Origin of the sequence: Paenibacillus aquistagni (genome assembly GCF_900177815.1) — a bacterium.
Classification (GTDB): domain Bacteria; phylum Bacillota; class Bacilli; order Paenibacillales; family Paenibacillaceae; genus Paenibacillus_B; species Paenibacillus_B aquistagni.
Genome location: NZ_FXAZ01000001.1, coordinates 324,822 through 344,103, shown reverse-complemented (window position 1 = coordinate 344,103; position 19,282 = coordinate 324,822). Strand labels below are relative to the sequence as shown.

The following is a 19,282-nucleotide window of genomic DNA, read 5'->3' as shown; positions in this document are numbered from 1 at the left end:
GACGATTAACCACTCACTTTTACCATGGCTGGGCGTAGAACGCGGTCCTTCAGCATATAGCCTCGTTGAACCTCTTCCACCACGATGCCCTCTTCATGCTCATCAGATTCCACCTGCATAATTGCCTGATGGAATTCAGGATTGAAGGCTTCGCCGACTGTATTCATTGCCTGCAGGCCTTCTTGCTCCAAGACTTGCTGAAGCTGACGGAAAATCATATCCATTCCTTTTGCAAAAGACTCAACCTCTGGCGTACCTGGCTTTGTAGCCATCGCGCGCTCAAAGTTGTCGAGAACAGGTACGATCTCTTCGATTAGCTTCTGCGAAGCGTACTTGGCGAGATCCTCCTTCTCCTTTTGTGTACGGCGACGGAAATTATCAAAATCCGCCTGCGCACGGAGCAAACGCTGATAGTTCTCTTCAGATTCTTTCTTAGCTTGCTGAAGCTCCGCATTCAGTGCGTTTGCTTCTTGCTCTAGAATCTCCTCCTCAGCAGCAGGGGTTGAATCTGATTCTTGCATATGATCATGAGAAGCATTGGCCTCTACTTGCTCCATATCCTTCTCTTGCTCTGCCGTATTGGTTTGGCTTTGTTCTTGTTCTGGTTTCAAACCATTCACCTCCCATTTGAAATACAAACATCTATCATCAATTTTGTAGTAGATAGATCATCATCTTCATTGGCTCTTCATCTTAATCACCGTGTGAATGCGAAGCACAGCACAGGCAACTTCGCCTGCTGCAGCCAACGCATGAAGCTTCACCTGAGCAGGGTCTACAATGCCAGCCTTCAGGGTATCCATCAGACTCCCTGTATCACAGTGAATCCCTATGGTATCAGTCCCTTCACTCGCTTGTGCTGCCCTTGCTTCCTCCAGCTTCTCAAGTGGATTGAAGCCTGCATTAAGCACAATCTGGGACATCGGCTTGCGCAAAGCGTGCGCTACAGCCGCAATCCCAAACGCCTCCATCCCTCTAACTGTTTCGCGATAGCGTTCAAGCTTATAGGCAAGAGCTAGCTCAGTTGCGCCTCCGCCAGGCAGTATGCCGCTCTGCACAGCAGCCTGCAGGGCAGCAGCAGCATCAGCAGCGATTCGCACACGCTCGCCAACGACTTCCCTTGTGCTTGCGCCAACAATCATGGTGACCAGCTTGTCAGTTCTAGCTGTGTATTCTGATGTCTTGCCTGCATACAGTCTAACTCGCTCCAAGCGTTCATCATAATAAACCAGTTCGGCATTGCCAAGCATAGAACGAAGAGCCTCTTGATCTTTGTGCAGTGCCGAACGCTTAAGCGGCTTCGCGCCAGTAAGCTTAGCTACCTTCTTCACATCTTCGCGGCTGACCCTCTGAATGACCATAATCTCATGATCCAGACAGAACTGCTCAGCCTCTGGCGCAATACCTCGCTCGAGCACGATAAAGCCGACATGAAGGGCATGAAGCTCTTGCAGCTGCTCCATAAAGCTTGCCTTAAGCCTCATATACTGCTCGAAGCCCGCTTCAGTGGTTAGCAGGTGCTCATCCATCGCTTCTGGCTCCAAGCTGTCTTGCATGACAACGACTCGGCAGTTCTCTCGCTTGCTGTGCCATTCCTGTTGAAGAGGCTTTTGCTTCAGCAGCAGCCCTTCAAACCATTCATTCTTGGCTTTCTCATGTGCAACAATGCTGTCTGCGAAACGATATTGCGGACTTTGCAGCTGGTGAATTCCGACTGCGCGAGCAGCGTCCATAACGAGCTGTACAATATCGTTGTGTTCTCTTCCTGCAATATGTACTGCCTGATGCAGCAGAGGATCATCAAAGCCTTGAATCGGAATGGCGCGTTCTTGCAAGAGCTCTCTTGCAATGTTTACTCCATGCTCCACACCAGCAGCTACCTTGGCAGCAGGCACGCCTTCAACCACCTGCTCCACACCAGCCTGTACAAGTGCGCCAGCAAGCACAGTGGCAGTTGTCGTGCCATCTCCCACCTCATGCTGCTGGGCTCTTGCAACCTGAATGACGAGCTTAGCAATAGGATGACTGACATCCATTGATTCAAGGATCGTCACCCCATCATTGGTAATAATGACATCGCCATTGGGACCGACAAGCATAACATCAAGTCCCTTTGGTCCTAAAGTACCCTCTATCGCAGAGCAAAGAGCTCGAACAGCTTGAGCATTGTTCAACAATGTCGCATGCCGTTCATCGCTCTCGTTCCAAGTGTTCGATCCTTGCGTCAATCCGCTGACCTCCTCACTTGACGAGTTTCCTTATATCCGAAACGGAGGGCCCACCTCAGTGGGGCCAGCGATTCAAAAACACATTAAGCTGTTTGGAAACCACATTCAACAAATTCAATACACGCGCATATTCCATGCGAGTCGGGCCGAGAAGTCCAATCGTGCCAAGCGGCTGCCCATCCAACGTATACGTTGCCGTTATCAGGCTGCAGTTCGCAATGGCTTCATGTTCATTCTCTTGACCGATGCGGACCTGTATCCCGGAAGGTACATCTCCAATCACTTTAATCAGCGCTGGCGTCTCCTCCAGCAGATCCCAGATCGTCTTAATCTTATCAATATCCTTAAATTCAGGCTGAAACAGCATATTCGAGGTTCCGCTAAGATACACTTCTCGATGCGAATCGGTGTCCCCAACGACATGCTCAATGAGACCAATCATCTCCTGCGCGTGGCTTACATATTTATTAAGCTCGGCCCCAACCTCTGTATACAGCTGAGAGCGAAGCTGAATCAATGGAATGCCTGCAAGCTTAGCATTCAGGATATTCACAACCTTCTCCAATTCCTCCCTCGACACACCTTGTGGAATGGAAACGGTCTTGTTCTCAACATGTCCCGTGCTTGTCACCACAATGGCAACAGCCGTGTCATCGCTTAGCGGCAGAAGCTGAAAATGTCTTAACGTTGTACTGAACATCTCAGGCCCTAAGGCAATCGATGTGTAATTCGTCAGCTGAGCAAGCACAGATGAAGCATGCTGAACAACTTGCTCCATGGCCATTATTTTCTCCGCAAACATCGTTTTCAGTCTCTTCATCTCTTCAGCTGACAGTGTATCCAATCGAACGAGATGATCGACGTAGTAGCGATATCCTTTCTGTGAGGGGATACGCCCAGCAGAAGTATGCGGCTGCTCCAGAAACCCGAGCTCCTCAAGGTCCGCCATCTCATTGCGAATCGTAGCCGGGCTGTAGCCGACATCTCCACGCTTCGATATGGTACGTGATCCCACAGGCTCTGCCGAACTTATATAATCGTCGACGATGGCTGCAAGTATTAAGCGCTGGCGTTCTGATAACATGCGCATCCCTCCTTCGTGGCTGTCACTGCGTCGATTCTCTATCTATCCTCACAAGTAATCTTGAACCTTTGTCTTCATAGCTTATGCAGTTCAAGTTCAATTCGTTAGCACTCATCTCTAGCGAGTGCTAAACATTAATACAAAAATACCAAACGGACGAGACGATTGTCAAGTCAGTTCGGTACGTTTTAGCTTCGATATTTTAAGGAGCAGCAAGAATCCGCTATTCTAGAATCTTAAGCACTGCAATTTCATCGCAAGCATGGCGCTTCTTGCAGTGGACACAATCCGTCCAAACCTTCTCAGGGAAGATATCCTTCTCCACCACTTCAAACCCATTCTTTTCAAAAAAACGAACCTCATAAGTGAGCGCCATCACCCGTGGGAGACTTCGTGTCTTGGCCATTTCCAAGAGCTCGTCCACGATCATAGTGCCAACCCCTCTGCCTTTATAGGTCGGCAGAATCCCTAATGAACGGATCTCCACCAGCTCTTGACCCAATTGTGTCAATGATCCACATCCGATCAGCTCGCCGTCCGCTTCTGCTACAACAAAGTCGTGGAGTTGATCCCTCAGCATATCACGACTCCTTGGCAGCATGATCCCCTGCAAGGAATAGCCGAGAATCAATTCATATAGTTGCTCCACATCCTGTTCTGTTGCGCGTCTGCACACCGCTGTCATCGATGGTTCCTCCTTATGCTGTTGGTGATCTTTATCACGATAGATGTGTATGAATATACATCAATATGCATAGTGTTGCAACCATTTTTTATCAGATTGTTCGAGAAAAATGATTGTAGGGCTAGCTGTAAAGAGAATACGTGTCAAAAACACAAAAAAATGCGGCTGCTGCCATGTAAGAATCCGTGAACCCTTCAAGGAAAATCCTCTGAGCATTCCACTGCTGTCTTCTTCCATGCAACAAGCCGCATTGTATATTTGGTTCTACTGTATACGATTCAAATTTTGCTGCTAGCCGCTGATGAATCTAATCATTATCAGCAAGCTTAACTTCAAGTCACCAAGCTTGTCAGCCTTCACTTAATGCCCCGACAAAGGTGCCAAACACATTGTTCCCAAACAAGATCCCCTTCTCGGACAGCCGGTATCCATCAGGGAGCTCCTCAACCAGCTCCATTTGCAGCAGGCTGGTCAGCTCTTTATGGAACACCTCATCCATCTGCCGGCCCTCGAACTGAAGCGCAAATCTTGTCTTGCTCGCTCCCTCATCCATGCGAAGTCCGACCATCATGAAGTCCTCCATCGCCTCGTTCTTGTCCACTGTGAATGTATTCAAGCGCGGCAGCCCTTTGCAGGCTGCTTCGATATAGGGATTAACGCCTTTGATGTTGATATGTCGAGCATGGTTCACGTAGCCATGGGCTCCAGCCCCGATGCCATAATAATCCTCATTGCGCCAATACGTCGTATTGTGCTTGCTCTCATAGCCAGGCTTGGCAAAGTTGCTGATCTCATATTGATGGTAGCCAGCGCTGCGCAAGCGATCCATGATCATTTGATACATCATCAACTCATCATCTTCGCTAGGAAGCGGCAGCTGATTGCGCTGGTACAAGCGATGGAACAGCGTATTCTCCTCCACCTTCAGGCTGTAGATCGAGTAATGGGGAAGATCCAGCTCCAATGCGCGATCAAGCGTCTCAGAGAGAACCTCAAGGGTCTGCTTCGGCAAGCCAAACATCAAATCAATCGACATGTTCTCAAACCCAACCGCACGCGCATTTTCAAGACTTCGATATACATCATCCGTATTGTGGATACGTCCAATGTCATGAAGCAGGTGATTGTTAAAAGACTGAACACCGAAGCTGATGCGATTGACACCGCCATCGCGCATCGCCTTGAGCTTCTCCTTGTCAGTCGTACCGGGGTTCGCTTCCATGCTGAATTCAATCGCAGGATTCCAATCTGGGAAATGAGTTTTTACCGTATTCAAAAAATACGCCATTTGCTCGGGTTCCAGTACAGTCGGCGTCCCACCGCCTACGAAAATGGTGTCAATCGTCTGTGGAGGGATGGCTTCAACCGTTCGCGCCATTTCCTGATCCATGGCTTTCAGGTAATCCATGACAGGCTGTCCCTTCAGCACATATGAGTTAAAGTCGCAATAATGACATTTATTCGTGCAAAATGGAATGTGAATATAGATTGCATGTGGTGCAGCTGACATGTAGCTCCCTCCTTCACTTGTATCTCTTCATGGGCAGTTGAATCCTCAATTCCCATGATCGTGTTCATCATCAAAACAGATCTTTAAAGCGAACAAGGAGGCTTATAGCCTCCATGCTCACAAATCCTTTATTTGCTCTCGTCGATCTTCAGAACCGCCATGAATGCTTCCTGCGGCACTTCTACGCTGCCGACCTGCTTCATGCGCTTCTTCCCTTCCTTCTGCTTCTCAAGAAGCTTCCGTTTACGGGAAATATCGCCGCCGTAGCACTTCGCCAAGACGTTTTTGCGCATCGCCTTAACAGTCTCGCGCGCGATAACCTTTGTACCAACCGATGCCTGCACCGGCACCTCAAACATTTGGCGCGGAATAAGCTCGCGCAGCTTCTCACAGATGAGCTTGCCGCGGTTATAAGCACGTTCACGGTGTACAATAACAGACAAAGCGTCAACCTGCTCGCCGTTCAGCATAATATCCATCTTGACTAGGTTCGAACGGCGATAGCCGGACAGCTCATAGTCAAAGGACGCATAGCCCTTCGTACTCGACTTCAGCTGATCAAAGAAGTCATATACGATCTCAGACAATGGAATCTGATACGTAATCGTTACACGGGTAGTGTCCAGATACTGCATATCCACGAATTCGCCACGCTTGCCTTGGCAAAGCTCCATGATCGCGCCGACAAAGTCATTTGGCACAATAATTGACGCCTTAACAAATGGCTCTTCTACAAACTCAATCTTGCCCTGCTCTGGATAAAGCGAAGGGTTGTCAATTTGCAGTTCTTCACCGTTCGTAAGCGTGACGCGGTAAATAACGCTTGGTGCTGTTGTAATCAGCGGAATATTGAATTCACGCTCGATGCGCTCCTGGATAATCTCCATATGCAGAAGTCCCAAGAAGCCGCAGCGGAAACCAAACCCAAGGGCTGTTGATGTTTCCGGTTCAAAGGTTAAGGAAGCATCGTTCAGCTGCAGTTTCTCCAGCGCTTCACGCAAATCGTTGTAATCAGACGTCTCAATCGGATAAAGACCGCAGAATACCATCGGATTAATCTTTCGATAGCCTGACAGCGGTTCAGCCGTTGGATGCTTCGCATCTGTTACGGTATCACCGACACGTGTATCGCCTACGTTTTTGATCCCCGCAACAATAAAGCCAACATCGCCGACATTCAGCTCATCGATAATGGTCATGGAAGGCTTGAACGCACCGACTTCAATCACTTCAAAGGTCTTGTTCGTCGCCATCATCTTGATCTTGCTGCCTGACTTGATCGAGCCGTTCACGACACGAACATATACAATAACCCCTTTGTAAGGGTCATAATGGGAATCGAAGATCAAAGCCTTGAGCGGCTCCTCTGGATCACCTGTTGGCGCAGGCACTTTTTGTACCACCTGCTCCAAGATCTCCTTGATTCCGATTCCAGCCTTCGCAGAAGCATGAACCGCATCGGAAGTATCAAGTCCAATAACGTCTTCAATCTCCTGCTTCACACGCTCCGGCTCTGCGCTTGGCAGGTCAATCTTATTAATGACCGGAATGATCTCCAAATCATTATCAAGCGCTAAGTATACATTGGCGAGCGTTTGCGCTTCAATTCCTTGAGCCGCATCGACCACAAGCAGCGCACCTTCGCACGCGGCAAGGCTTCGCGATACCTCGTATGTGAAGTCGACATGCCCTGGTGTATCAATCAGGTTCAAAATGTATTCTTCGCCATCATCCGCCTTATAGTTCAGGCGAACCGCTTGCAGTTTGATCGTAATGCCTCGTTCTCGCTCCAGATCCATCTTGTCGAGAACTTGGGCCTGCATCTCACGTGAGGTGAGAGCACCTGTATATTCCAAGATCCGATCGGCAAGTGTAGACTTGCCATGGTCAATGTGCGCAATAATACAAAAATTACGAATTTTCTTTTGTCTCGTCAGCAGTTCCGTCATTCGTCATCCATACCCCCACTACTGGCCAATTATTCAATCAACATATTATACCGAAGATGGCGCCTCACATCAATGTTTGGTACTTTTTGACTTCATGGAATCATTCGCCAATTGGGGGAATGAACACAAAAAAGGAGCCTCTCGGCTCCCATCTGCCTCCCTAACACGTGTGTATATGAACGATCATTCAATAATAAAAGAAGTCACTTCAGACCATCATAGCAGCATTAGAAGAAAACCCGCATGAGAGCTGCTGCTCTAAGCTCCCTCATTAGAAAAGTCCTCCAAACATGCCAACAACAGCCTTAATTCCCGCCTCTGACAAATGCTGCAGCAATCCTGCCGTTTGATCAGCAAGCTTATTGACAGGCGCATCCTCGGCTGCACTTAAGGTAAGCTCGTTCTCCTTCGCCTGCAGCTCTCGTGCTAATTGTTCGATAGATTCGTCATCCCATGCCTCACTTCCAGCCTGCCGCTTCTGTTCACGCAGCGCCTTGATTCTAAGCTCCAGTTCTTCAAGCTCTTTGTCAGCAAGCGCAAGCTGCTCCTCTTTTGTTTGCTCCTGCTGAGCTTGCTTGATATTTTCCTGATCAGGAGTCCTCGGCACAGAACCGCGATCCATGACCGTATCCTCAAACGGTCCTTGAATACGCTCAATCCCTGCTTGAGTCAGCTCCATGCCAATGAATACGCCGATGCAAAGAAATAAGATCAGGGCCAATAATCGGGTCATGTAACGTTTCATGCGGATTCCTCCTTTTCAGATCGTACATCAAGTTTTCTAAACCGCTCTATTTACGATTTAGCTTTATCTTTTGAGCTTGTGGTATTGTCGGCCTTCGTTTTCGTTTGCTGTACCGTCTTTGTTCCTTGCTTCTCATGCACGATCTCGGCGATTAATTCAGCCAGAACGTCGGCCGTTCGATAATTTTCCTCTAACGTGTTCTCAATGCCGCCGATTTCAATAATGACGCTGTTCGGGGATAGCGATTGATTGTACTCTCCATTGCCTGTGCTTGCTGTCTTTCCCCATATCCCCTTGGAGATGCCTGGATACTTATTTTCCAATCGCTCATGTATGCTCGCAGCAAAGTTCTCATTTTGCTTCCAATTTGGGTTTTTGTGACCAATGATAAAGTATACTTTGGCATAGTCTTTCCCATTTATCGTCACGGTAGAATTCTCACGCTTAGAGGAATCCCGATGGATGTCAAAGAAAAATTCCAACTCTTTATTGTTCGCCATCGCCTTTTTGACCGTTTGATTCGAATACTGATAGGATCGGTTCCAATTGTAATCTTTAATCGCTGACTTGTAGTCGACATTCGAGTGCTGCGTACCTATGCCCTGCTTTTCCAACTGCTGCTGCATTCGTTTGCCTACCAGCGTAATATTGATCTTCGGATCATTGGGATTGTTCGTTGGCTTTGATAATTCCGGCTTCCAGGATTCTTGATTGTGAGAATGATAAATGAAAACAAGCTTATTCTTACCCTCCTGATCAGCGGACTCTTGACCGGGCTGCTCCTTGTCTGGTTCAGAATCAGGCTTCACTGGTTCCACAGCGTCTGTCGGATCATCACTTGGTGCGCCGCCGTGAGAGAGGTCACTATCCGCTCCTGCTTCTTGCTCAGAAGGAGCTAGATCCTCTGGCCCCTTGGCCACCTGATTGCCCGTGCCAAGCCGCAGAGGTACTGCTACTTCCCGCACAGCGCCTGGGAGTTCGCCTGCCACCAAGGATCTTGGGTCGTTCAGGCTTACATTCGTCGCTAATCGAAACAGCATCTGGCTTACCTGATTCATCGAGATCGCATCTTCACTTTTTTCCCCTTCCATCGTCGGAATCTCCATCGCCAGCATATTAGAGAACAAGCTGGAGGATAGCTGAGCTGTAATCCCTCTCATAGATGCAAAGGGGGAGGATTGGCCCTTTTGCTCTAATATTCCCCCTACGCCTACGACAATGATGAATACCGCTGAGGCAATAGCCATTAGAATAAAGGTTCGGCCGGCTGTGAGAATGGACATCCACTTCTTTTTCCAGCGTGCAATATTTATTGTTTTGATCGTTGATCTCATAACAAAAAGCCCTCCTCTTCTAGCTGACAGATTCCTTCAACTCTACTCCATGAGCAACAAGGGGCACGTGAAAGATTCGCTATTACTAGAATCTATGAGGGCTTTTTATTTGATAGAACCATTCTTGTCTCTTTTCTCTGTTAAAAATTGATATGTTTATAGAGTGCGCTCAAGTACTGACTTTCCTGCCTCCCTATGTTGTCCAATCAGCAAATCATGAAGCATTCGCAGCAATTGGCGCTTGTAGCTGCTTGCAAGCTCCGACATTCGAAGCGCGCATATTTGCTCGCGGCTGTAACCGATCACTACCTTAAGCTTGCCTTGGACGACCTTCGCGATGACTTCAAGCGGGTAAAATCTCTTGTTCTCCCCATCTAGAAGTTGTCCAAGCAAAGATTCATCTTCCTCCAGCACGAACCATTCATTATCCGCCTCATGACCGAACTGACCCATGTAATTGAAAAAGATAGCAGGCTCCTCCTCATTGACGAGCTCAAATCCTTCTTCATCTGATTCTCTTATGTGCCGCAGGAGTCCATATCCTATCCCATGATCGGGAACTAAAGCCAGCCCTTTTCTAACAACCTCTGCTACTTCTCTGTCACCAAGCCCAACCAAGTTCATCTCCAGCGGATAGGTGCATGTAAACCAGCCTACCGTTCGAGATACATCACACTCCGACTCGGCCAACTGCCGTCCATGACCTGCGATATCCAATCGAAAATGCTCAAGCCCATTCCACTCTCTCAATGCTATTCCAAGAGCTGCTAGTAATAGCGGCATCGTATCGATCCCTGTCTTCATATGCACATTGCGCAGCAGATCATTGGTTTCGCTTGACGTGCACGCAAAGCCCACAACCTCTGTATCCGCGATTCGATTCAAATCGCATGTACGCTTCATGGGCAGCGTTCCTCTAGGCGAGCTGGCAACAGCGTTCCAATATGCTAGCTGTTCCGTCAGCTTGTCGCTCGCAGCATACTGATGCAGAGCTTGGGACCACTGCTGACAAGAGCTTGTTTTTGCCTTTAATTCAAGCGGAGCGCCTACCAGGGCTTGTCCATACCAATCGGCGGCATCCTCTAGAAGCAAACGCCATGAATATCCGTCCACGATCAGATGATGGATCGTAAGAAGCAGCTTGTCCTCTTCATGAAGTTGAAAGAGTGCTGCTGCAAGAAGCGGGCCACTAGCGAGCCTAGTCTTCTGTTGTACGATCGTTGCAAGCCTTCTGATCTCCATCTGTGGATTAGCATGGCTGCGAAGGTCATATACGTCCAGACTGTACATCTCCCCATCTCCAACGCTGCGGTAGCGTTGAACAACCGAATCCGGCTGCTGATCAAAAGCCATGCGCAGCGCATCATGATGCGCGACAAGCTGATCCAACATGCGGGTGAGTGCCGGGAGATGGCATCGTGCATGAAACCTCAGCATAAAGGCTTGGTTCCACCAGTCCCGATTGCGAATAGACTGTGTCCAGAACCAGAGCTGAATGGGGGTGAGCAGCACTTCCCCTTCTATTAGCTGACTTGCCGCATGTTCGTCCTGCGCTCTCATCATGCGCTGAGCGAGCATTCTAATCGTCGGATACCGATACATATCCTGTGCCCTTAATACATATCCCGCTGCGTGCAGAGTCGCTGTTACGTGCATGACTTTAATCGAATCCCCGCCGAGATCCCAAAAGGAGGTTTCCACTCCGATAGGATTGATGTGAAGCACCTCTTCCCATATTCGAACGAGTTGCTCCTCCTCCCACGTTGCTGCTGGAATATAGGCAAGATCGGCTGCCCAGTCTTGAGCGAGGGAGAGCAGCGCTTGATCATCTCGCTTGCCGTGAGCAGTCATCGGCATTTGAGAGATGATTATCCATGCCGAAGGAAGCATATAAGACGGAAGCTGTCTTTCCAGCAGCGAACGGCATTGCTCTATGTCCAGCAAGCCGTCTACCGGCACGACAAAGGCAAGCAGTCTGTGCTCCTGATCCTCGCTTTGTCTGTTGGCAATGACGGCAGCAGTCTCCACATCAGGAAGCGCTGCAATCGCTGCCTCTATTTCTCCAAGCTCAAGTCGGTAGCCGCGAATCTTCATCTGGTGATCCGCGCGCCCAATAAATTCAAGCTCGCCATTAGGCAGCCAAGCTGCGATGTCTCCAGTCTGATACAGCCGTTCTTCTCCGAGTCTGCTCACCTCTTCCCCAGTAAGGAAGCGTTCCTCTGTAAGTGCTGGCTGACGATGATAGCCTCTAGCTAATCCTGCTCCTGCGACATACAGCTGTCCTGCAGCCCCTATCGGCTTAAGCTTCCGATTCGCATCCAAGACATACAAACGTTGATTCGCTACCGGACGACCAATGCTGTATCGCTCAGTTGGGGCAGCATGGCGACGCAGAGTTGTAACTACACTGTTTTCTGTTGGTCCATACTCAATAATCACTTCGAGCTTCGGATAGCTCTCCTTCGACTTATGGAGCAGCCTGTTCGATATTCGCTCGCCAGCGAGCGTCACATGGTGAAGGCTGGATAGATCCATCGTGGCTCTTCTATCCAGCATTGCTTCATACAGCGTTGGCGTTGCTACAAGATGACTTACGTCATAGTGATTCAGCAGCGGTTGTATAAGAGTTAGATCCTTGAGCTCATCTTCTGTAGGCAGCAACGTGCAGCAGCCTGCAAGAAGCGGTGTCCAATAGGAGATCAAAAATCCATCAAACGCACTGGACAACAGCGGCAAGATCACGTGCTGCTCCTGAAAATCATACTCCTGTCTCCTCCACTGCAGCGTATTGCTGAAAGAGCGGTGCTCGATCATGACCCCTTTGGGTGCCCCTGTTGAGCCAGAAGTATAAATTAAGTAAGCCAGTTGGCAAGCAGAGAGATCCGGCAAAGCCATAATGGAGCCGGACTGTTCATCTCGTCGGTTATCTTCCTGTGTTCGATTCCGTTCACTTTCTTGGCCCCACCACGCTCCTGTTAAAAAGCAGCATGCAATCCCCTCATGCAAAAGATCGCTTACAGCTCCCGAACGGTCCGTGATCAGCACGATGGCACCGCTATCCTCCATCAAATAATGAATCCTCCCAATCGGATACATAGGATCAATGGGCAGACATGCTCCTCCTGCCTTCCATACCGCAAGCATAGACACGAGCAGATCAGGTGTCCTGCCCATCATGATGGCAACGATGGATTCTCTTGTTACCCCCATGCTGATTAGCGTATAGGCAAGCTGATTGCTCCTCTCATCGAGCTCCTTGTAGGTAAGCTGAATCCCCCCTCCAATAACAGCAAGAGCTGTTGGCGTACGGCTCGCTTGCTGAATAAACAATGAGACAACATGATGATTCAGATCGACTGCTTGTTCGGTCGCATTAAATGCCGATATTAGCTGGCGATCCGCTGTGGGGCAGCTCTCAATATCTTGCAGTGACTGCTCTGGTGCAGTCACCATTTGCTCTGCTATCCATAGCAGCTGTTCCGCCATGCTAACGATATCATCCTTGGTATATGCATGCGTGCGATAATCCAGCTCCAAATGAATGGCTTCGCTTTCCTTCACCTGATGGACTCGCAAGAGCAGGTCATTCTCCTCATACCCGGAGTGCATATGCTCCCATTCATATTCCAGCACAGGATTCCCATGAAGGTTCAAACAATCCGTCACACGGTATTCAATAGCTGTTGTGAATAGAGGCGGCTCTATGCCTGCTTCCTCCCGCAGAAGCGTTACGAGCTCGTTGTACGGATAGCGCTGATGGCGCACCAGCTTGAACTGCTCACGTGCGACTGCCGTAATAAAGGAGGCAGCCGTTCGGTGCTCCTGCACGTTCATCTGCATAGGAAGAATGCTGACGCACATCCCGGGCATCTCTTTTTCCTCTCGTCCCGTTCGGTTGCTTATGGTAAGTCCAATGGTAGACAATGAATGTTGGGTATGGATCGATTGATGCAGAAGCAGCATCGCTGTAAAAAAGGACGCAAGACTCCATTGGTAATGTTCACACTGCTCATACAGCCGTTTGGCAATAGAGGAAGGAAGAACTGCCATATGTCGATCGGCAGCAGGATGAAGCACACGAGTGACCGCGGACTCCGCTTGTTCACGCTCATCTAATTGATGTCTCTGCATATAACTGAGCCAGAACTGCTTATCTTGCTCTTTTCGCTTTGATTCATTATAAAGCGTCTCGTTGCGCATGTACGTGAGGTAGGATGGCCTTGCAGGATAAAGGCATGGTGCCGAATCATGGGGCAAGCAATAGATTGTAATTAATTCGTCAATAAACTGGTGGATGGTGATTCCGTCTGAGATGATATGGTGAAGGCGAAAGTATAACAGAAGGTCGTGGGGTCTTGTTAGAATCGTAAATTCATAAAGAGGCGCATCATTCCATTCCATCGGTTCGTTCGATCTTTGTCTGAGCCATGTCTCTAGCTCTATTGGAGTTAACCCTGTCATATCGAGCTGCGGAAGTGAGGATGGATGATAAGAATGAACGTACTGATAGGGCGGTGAGCCCTGTTGGTCCACAATGCGCAATCGTAAGCTATCATTGCGTTCTAGTATTCGATGCACGCATTGCTCCAGCTTGACAGGGTCTAAGCGGTCTGTTTTGGACCTTAAGCGAAGCATAACGGATATTACACCTATGCTTGTGTTCGGATACAGCTGTTCCAAATACCATATCCGCTGCTGAGGGGCCGTTAAAGGATAACGTTCAACCGTGTTCATCAATACAATACCTCCTTGCTTGGATGTATGTGTATTGAAGCACACGGTTGAAATAATTGTCAATATTTAGGATGAAAAACCAAAACATGACGAATCATGTAACATTGTTGCATCAGAAAAAATATTAATGGGTATATGCCGCCACATTGCTATTATCAACCGCTTCATGTAGAGCAGCATTAAGCCCGCTGGCGATAATATTGCCCATATCCTCAATGAACTCATCCACTTCCTTAGGCGTCACAATCAGGTCATGGCCTAAAGGCTGAAGCACCTCTTTAACCAAAGCCAAGCGCTCATCCTCGCTAATATCATCCAGCATGCCAAGGATATCTCTTGTTTGGTCTGTCTCCTGCGCAAAGTGCGACTTCATCATCTCAATCGCATTGTTTACAATGGTGGAAGCATAGCATACTGTCGGGACGCCAATGGCTATGCAAGGAATGCCGAGCAGTTCCTTTGTCAGCCCTTTGCGTTTATTCCCTATGCCCGATCCCGGATGGATGCCGATATCCGCTACTTGAATGGTCGTATTGACGCGCTCCAAGGACTTGGAAGCAAGCGCATCAATCGCAATAATAACATCAGGCTTTGATTTCTCCACGATGCCTTGAACAATCTCGCTGGATTCGATGCCCGTAATGCCAAGCACTCCTGGCGCCACTGCGCTAACTTGCCGATATCCTGGACTTACTTGATCAGGCATAAGCTCGAAGTAGTGTCTGGTCACAAGCACGTTCTCTACAACCATTGGTCCAAGCGCATCCGGCGTAACATTCCAGTTGCCCAGTCCTACGATAAGCACCTTGTGATTTTCTTGTACGCCTACTTCCTTTAGGTAATCTGCAAAAAGCTGAGCAAATTTTGTTGCGACACGGTCCTGCAGCTTTGAGTCTTTGCGCCGCAAAGAAGGCACTTCAAGGGTCAGGTATCGCCCTTGAAGACGGCCGATTGCACGCGCGCCTTCTTCATTTTGAACATGAATGCGGGTTACCTTGATTCCCGCTTCCTCCTTCACATCCTCGAATACTCCCGGAATCGGAATATGTGCATCTGGCTGAACAAGTTCTCTAGCCTCCAGAGCCAGGTCTGTCCGCACAGAATAAGCTTTTAGATCCACTGTCATTGCTGTTCCTCCCGTAAGCTAACTCTATTCCCATCTATTTTGCGTTACATAAAAGAAAGTTATTCTGCACAAGCAGCCCGAGAGCAAAATGACAGCACATGTGAATCCCCTTCCAAATCGCGAGTTCAAGCGGGTTATGTATTGCAATTTAATATACATCATGATAGAATACTTTAAGTTGTGAATCCTTTTCATTTTATTATATTCGAAAATGGATTCTGTTGTCGCACTACGATGCAACGGAGGTGAAAGCAATGCCAAACATTAAATCCGCTGTTAAACGCGTAAAGTCATCCGACAAACGTCGCATGCTTAACGCTTCCCAAAAATCCGCACTTCGTACAGCAGTTAAAGCTGCAGATGCTGCTTTGACTAATAACGAAACGGAAGCTGCTCAGACAGCCGTAGCTTTGGCGTCTAAGAAGTTGGATAAAGCTGTTACTAAAGGCTTGATCCACAAGAATGCAGCTGCCCGCAAGAAATCTCGCTTGGCACAAAAATTGAACGCTCTGCTTGCACAAGCGTAAGTCGAGCCTTTCATACTTAGACACTAAGCGAAGAAGCCGTAAGTGATCGCCTATGCGAACAACTTACGGCTTCTTTTATGTGTGGGGCTGCCAAGCTAGCATCATTATCGAGCAGCCATTTTCATCATAAGTAATTCAAGTCCAAGCGTCTTCTCCACTCTTCCTGTCTTCATCGCATAATCCAGATCTGCTGCCTCAGAGAGCCACTTTGCCAGTGCTTTGCTGTCATGCTTGCGTGCTTGCTCCGCTGCGAGCTTCACCGCATAGGGGTGAAGTCCAAGCTGGGATGCTGCCTGCTGCTGACTGAAACTGCGGCCAGTCAACTCCTTTACCTGAAGCATAATACGAATCTGACGAATGATAAGAGCGAGAATCTTAATAGGTTCTTCTTTTTGCTTCAGCAGCTCATAGAGCATGGATAACGCAGAGTCCACTTTTCCGTTAATCACATCTTCCACCAAGCGAAATACATTTTGTTCGGTTGTACGCGAGATCAGCTGATCCACCATCTCACTATTAATGGCTTGTCCTTGACCTGCATACAAGCTCAGCTTCTCAATCTCCACGACCAGCGTTTGCAGATTCGTTCCCGCATTGTTCAAGAGAGTCTGAATCGCTTCTTGGTCCATAGGGCTCGAACGCTTCTCAGCTTCCTTCCTCACCCATTGCATAAGCTCCTCAGCGCCAAATGGAAGGAAGGATAGCACGCCTCCGGCAGCCTTTGCCGCCTTGACCGTCTTCTTGCGTTCATCCAGCTTGTCCGCCTGAATTAAGAACACGAGAATGCTTGATTCAAGGGGAGACTCCATATACTTGAGCAGGCGATCTACGCGATGCTCCATCTTATCCTTGCCCGATGCAAAGATCGTCTGATCTTTAACGAGAATAAGCTTGCGTTCCACGAGAAACGGCATCGTCTCAGCCTCTTCTACGACCTGCTCGATTGCTGTCTCTGATGTGTCCATCTTGGTTATGGCTAAGTCTCGATTCTCCTCAGGGACTGTTCTGTTAATCAGCTCAGAGACAAATTCCTGCAAGCGATACTTCTCTGTACCATACAATACATATAGAGAGCGAGGCTCGCCTCGCTTTATTTCTTTTAACGCATCTTTCACATCCACCAAGGGTACCTCCTTCAATTGTACGCCCTTCATGATAACAAACTTCTTCATAAAAACAAAGGGATTGAACGACATCTGTCGAACAATCCCTTTGTCCCATAACATCTATGATAAACATTAACAGCACAAGCCTAGGTCCTTGCGTGTTAATGGTTACACCGACGTACGGGAACGTCTTGACTTCATATATACCATACTATACGTAGCTTCAAGTCAATGTGTGCATAAAGAGCCAAGACAAGATTATGTTTTAATCGTGAACACCGCTAGCTTATGCACTGCTATTATTACTTGTTGTTCTGGCCTGTTGGGAGCTGATTTTGCTGGTCGACCGAAGCATCCTTGTTAGCTTCAGCTGAGGGGTCTGTATGATGAAGAACACTCTCCCCCTCTTGGGTGACAGATGTCCGGTTCTTGAACCCATCCTGGCCAACCTCATAGGACCATGTCGTCACTTTTTTATCAGCAGCTGTAAAATGAAGCCGCACTTGCTTGCTGTCCTCAGACCAAGAGATATGCTCGGGTCTGGACTTCCAAGGAATCGCAGCAACCTCCTTAGAGGCTTCGCCTTCCTTCTGATACAGCTTCAGCGTCCCTTCCACCCAAATGATCTCAAATGCTTGATCGGGCGACAAGGAATAGACCTGATCTACCATCTGAAATATACTTTTCGTATCTTCACCCTGAAGATCCTTCGTATCCGTCACTTGTTCCTCTTGTTCATCCACTACAGGCTGGTCTTCCGGAGTGGTAGAACCACCTTGGCTGCCGCTATCCGTTGAACCCGTATTCGTATTCTTGCTTGGCACAGGTTCCCCTTCACGGCTTGGCGGAATAGTAGGATCTACTGGAGCGATGGATTGGGAACCAACACGGCTGCTGTCTGCAGACGAACCGTTGTCCTCTTTGGCAGGTACTTTGACCTCTTGCTCCGCCACACTTCCAGGCGCATTTTTCATCCGTTCACTAGGCTGATTGGGGTTCGCCACGGAGTCATCAACCTTTGGATCTGCAGTCGAAGTACTCTTATCCGCCGAGTCCCCTTCGATCTCTTGATTAGACGAATCTGCGATGCTTCTGTCTTCTGCGGCCGCACCCATTTTTTCTTCAGAACCAGAAGCTGCCTTTTCTGCACTTTGGTTCTGTGCAGTTTCTGACGCTGTATTGGCTAATGATGAAAAGTCCGCAGCTTCTTGTGTTCTTGGCAGATCGGAATTGACAATAATCAATCCGAATACGGCAGCTGCTGCAGCAACAGCACCTGCTGCTTTCCAATTGAATCGAAATCCCTTCTTGGATTTCTCTATTCCATATCCTTCTGATGTCTTAGTTAGTGGATCAGCTGTTCGTTGGTCACGCGGCTGTTCCTTATGGTCTGACGCAAATGATGTTGCAGTGGCTGCCTGCTCACGATCAATCTCATCAAGCTTCGGCAGAATCGAATCGACAATGCTGAATGGCGGCATCACCTTAGGCAGCATCTCCAAATCTTCATTAAGCAGCTTCAAACGCTCATACATCTCGGAACAGGCGGGGCAGCGATTCAAATGCTCTGCCAGAAGCTTCTGTTCTGGAGCATCCAAATCATGATCCAATTCACGCTGCATAAGTGTCACCACCTCTTGGCAGTTCATCCTCGCACACCACCTTTCTCATAATCTTGCAGCATCGTCTGCAGTTGTTGACGCGCACGGAATAGATAAGACTTAACCGTATTTAGAGGCAAGTTCAGACTTTCCGCGATCTCATTGTATGAAAAGTCTTGAAGATACCGCAGTACGACTACCGTACGGTGATGTTCAGGAAGGCGATCAATCGCCTCACGTATATCCTGAGCTGCATAAGATGACAGCACTTCTTTTTCTACGTCTTCTTTCCCTAGAAACACGAGATTGTGCTCGTCTATAGACACCGTCGGCTTGGAGCGGCGGAATTTGTCAATGACGATATTAGTCACAATTCGCTGAACCCATGTTTTGAATTGCGCTTTCTCTTCGTACGAATTAATCTTTGTATAAATGCGGATTAAGGCCTCTTGGGACGCGTCCATGGCATCTTGCTCATTGTGTACCAGATAATAGGCCGTACGGTACACATACGGTTCTATCTCTCGCAAAAGAGTAATCAAAGCATCGCGATCGCCGGATTGAGCAGCTCGGATGAGTTCTTGCTCTACCACTTAGATCCCCCTCTCTTGCATATCCATTGACGCAAACAAGGCGAAAATGGTTGCAGGTTG

General features: G+C 48.4%; 14 protein-coding genes. 1 reads left to right on the top strand and 13 read right to left on the bottom strand.

Features of this window, described 5'->3' with window-relative positions; genetic code table 11:
• Nucleotides 1–5: 5 nt before the first annotated feature.
• The 10 genes from grpE to gpr form a co-directional block, all read right to left on the bottom strand.
• The gene (grpE, locus tag B9Y93_RS01545; RefSeq protein ID WP_085492599.1) at nt 6–611 is read right to left on the bottom strand and encodes a nucleotide exchange factor GrpE; all 606 of its coding nucleotides are present in this window, start codon (nt 609–611) and stop codon (nt 6–8) included.
• Between the two features lie 66 nt (nt 612–677).
• Nucleotides 678–2,228: a TCP-1/cpn60 chaperonin family protein gene (locus B9Y93_RS01540; protein ID WP_085492598.1), complete on the bottom strand. Its 1,551-nt coding sequence runs from the start codon at nt 2,226–2,228 to the stop codon at nt 678–680.
• A gap of 55 nt (nt 2,229–2,283) precedes the next feature.
• Entirely contained in the window at nt 2,284–3,312 is a 1,029-nt protein-coding gene (hrcA, locus tag B9Y93_RS01535; protein WP_085492597.1) for a heat-inducible transcriptional repressor HrcA, read from the bottom strand.
• A 223-nt stretch (nt 3,313–3,535) separates the two neighbouring features.
• A complete protein-coding gene (locus tag B9Y93_RS01530) occupies nt 3,536–3,997 on the bottom strand; it encodes an N-acetyltransferase (RefSeq protein WP_085492596.1) in 462 nt (153 codons plus the stop codon).
• A gap of 349 nt (nt 3,998–4,346) precedes the next feature.
• Nucleotides 4,347–5,507, bottom strand: coding sequence for a radical SAM family heme chaperone HemW (hemW, locus tag B9Y93_RS01525; RefSeq protein ID WP_085492595.1), 1,161 nt, complete (start codon nt 5,505–5,507; stop codon nt 4,347–4,349).
• 128 nt (nt 5,508–5,635) lie between these two features.
• A complete protein-coding gene (gene lepA, locus B9Y93_RS01520; RefSeq protein WP_085492594.1) occupies nt 5,636–7,456 on the bottom strand; it encodes a translation elongation factor 4 in 1,821 nt (606 codons plus the stop codon).
• A 271-nt stretch (nt 7,457–7,727) separates the two neighbouring features.
• Nucleotides 7,728–8,201 carry a DUF3679 domain-containing protein gene (locus B9Y93_RS01515; protein ID WP_085492593.1) on the bottom strand — a complete coding sequence of 158 codons (474 nt, stop codon included), beginning with the start codon at nt 8,199–8,201 and terminating at the stop codon, nt 7,728–7,730.
• Nucleotides 8,202–8,251: 50 nt separating this feature from the next.
• The gene (locus tag B9Y93_RS01510) at nt 8,252–9,535 is read right to left on the bottom strand and encodes a stage II sporulation protein P (RefSeq protein ID WP_085492592.1); all 1,284 of its coding nucleotides are present in this window, start codon (nt 9,533–9,535) and stop codon (nt 8,252–8,254) included.
• A 156-nt stretch (nt 9,536–9,691) separates the two neighbouring features.
• Nucleotides 9,692–14,269 carry a non-ribosomal peptide synthetase gene (locus tag B9Y93_RS01505; RefSeq protein ID WP_085492591.1) on the bottom strand — a complete coding sequence of 1,526 codons (4,578 nt, stop codon included), beginning with the start codon at nt 14,267–14,269 and terminating at the stop codon, nt 9,692–9,694.
• Between the two features lie 124 nt (nt 14,270–14,393).
• Complete coding sequence (gene gpr / locus B9Y93_RS01500) at nt 14,394–15,395, bottom strand: GPR endopeptidase (protein WP_085492590.1); 1,002 nt, start codon at nt 15,393–15,395, stop codon at nt 14,394–14,396.
• Nucleotides 15,396–15,649: 254 nt separating this feature from the next.
• Here gpr and rpsT point away from each other — a divergent pair, with 254 nt between their 5' ends.
• The gene (gene rpsT, locus B9Y93_RS01495) at nt 15,650–15,922 is read left to right on the top strand and encodes a 30S ribosomal protein S20 (protein ID WP_085492589.1); all 273 of its coding nucleotides are present in this window, start codon (nt 15,650–15,652) and stop codon (nt 15,920–15,922) included.
• A gap of 104 nt (nt 15,923–16,026) precedes the next feature.
• On the opposite strand, the gene holA is transcribed toward rpsT, so the two are convergent.
• The 3 genes from holA to B9Y93_RS01480 form a co-directional block, all read right to left on the bottom strand.
• Entirely contained in the window at nt 16,027–17,043 is a 1,017-nt protein-coding gene (gene holA, locus B9Y93_RS01490; RefSeq protein WP_085492588.1) for a DNA polymerase III subunit delta, read from the bottom strand.
• Between the two features lie 287 nt (nt 17,044–17,330).
• Entirely contained in the window at nt 17,331–18,677 is a 1,347-nt protein-coding gene (locus B9Y93_RS01485) for an anti-sigma factor family protein (RefSeq protein WP_085492587.1), read from the bottom strand.
• Nucleotides 18,674–19,222: an RNA polymerase sigma factor gene (locus B9Y93_RS01480; RefSeq protein ID WP_085492586.1), complete on the bottom strand. Its 549-nt coding sequence runs from the start codon at nt 19,220–19,222 to the stop codon at nt 18,674–18,676. Before B9Y93_RS01480 ends, B9Y93_RS01485 begins: the two co-directional genes overlap by 4 nt.
• Between the last annotated feature and the right edge of the window lie 60 nt (nt 19,223–19,282).

Coding starts and splice junctions, on each gene's coding strand:
- hrcA (WP_085492597.1), bottom strand. CDS start 3,312: ATGTTATCAGAACGCCAGCGCTTAATACTTGCAGCCATCGTCGACGAT.
- B9Y93_RS01530 (WP_085492596.1), bottom strand. CDS start 3,997: ATGACAGCGGTGTGCAGACGCGCAACAGAACAGGATGTGGAGCAACTA.
- hemW (WP_085492595.1), bottom strand. CDS start 5,507: ATGTCAGCTGCACCACATGCAATCTATATTCACATTCCATTTTGCACG.
- lepA (WP_085492594.1), bottom strand. CDS start 7,456: ATGACGGAACTGCTGACGAGACAAAAGAAAATTCGTAATTTTTGTATT.
- B9Y93_RS01515 (WP_085492593.1), bottom strand. CDS start 8,201: ATGAAACGTTACATGACCCGATTATTGGCCCTGATCTTATTTCTTTGC.
- B9Y93_RS01510 (WP_085492592.1), bottom strand. CDS start 9,535: ATGAGATCAACGATCAAAACAATAAATATTGCACGCTGGAAAAAGAAG.
- B9Y93_RS01505 (WP_085492591.1), bottom strand. CDS start 14,269: ATGAACACGGTTGAACGTTATCCTTTAACGGCCCCTCAGCAGCGGATA.
- gpr (WP_085492590.1), bottom strand. CDS start 15,395: ATGACAGTGGATCTAAAAGCTTATTCTGTGCGGACAGACCTGGCTCTG.
- rpsT (WP_085492589.1), top strand. CDS start 15,650: ATGCCAAACATTAAATCCGCTGTTAAACGCGTAAAGTCATCCGACAAA.
- B9Y93_RS01485 (WP_085492587.1), bottom strand. CDS start 18,677: ATGAACTGCCAAGAGGTGGTGACACTTATGCAGCGTGAATTGGATCAT.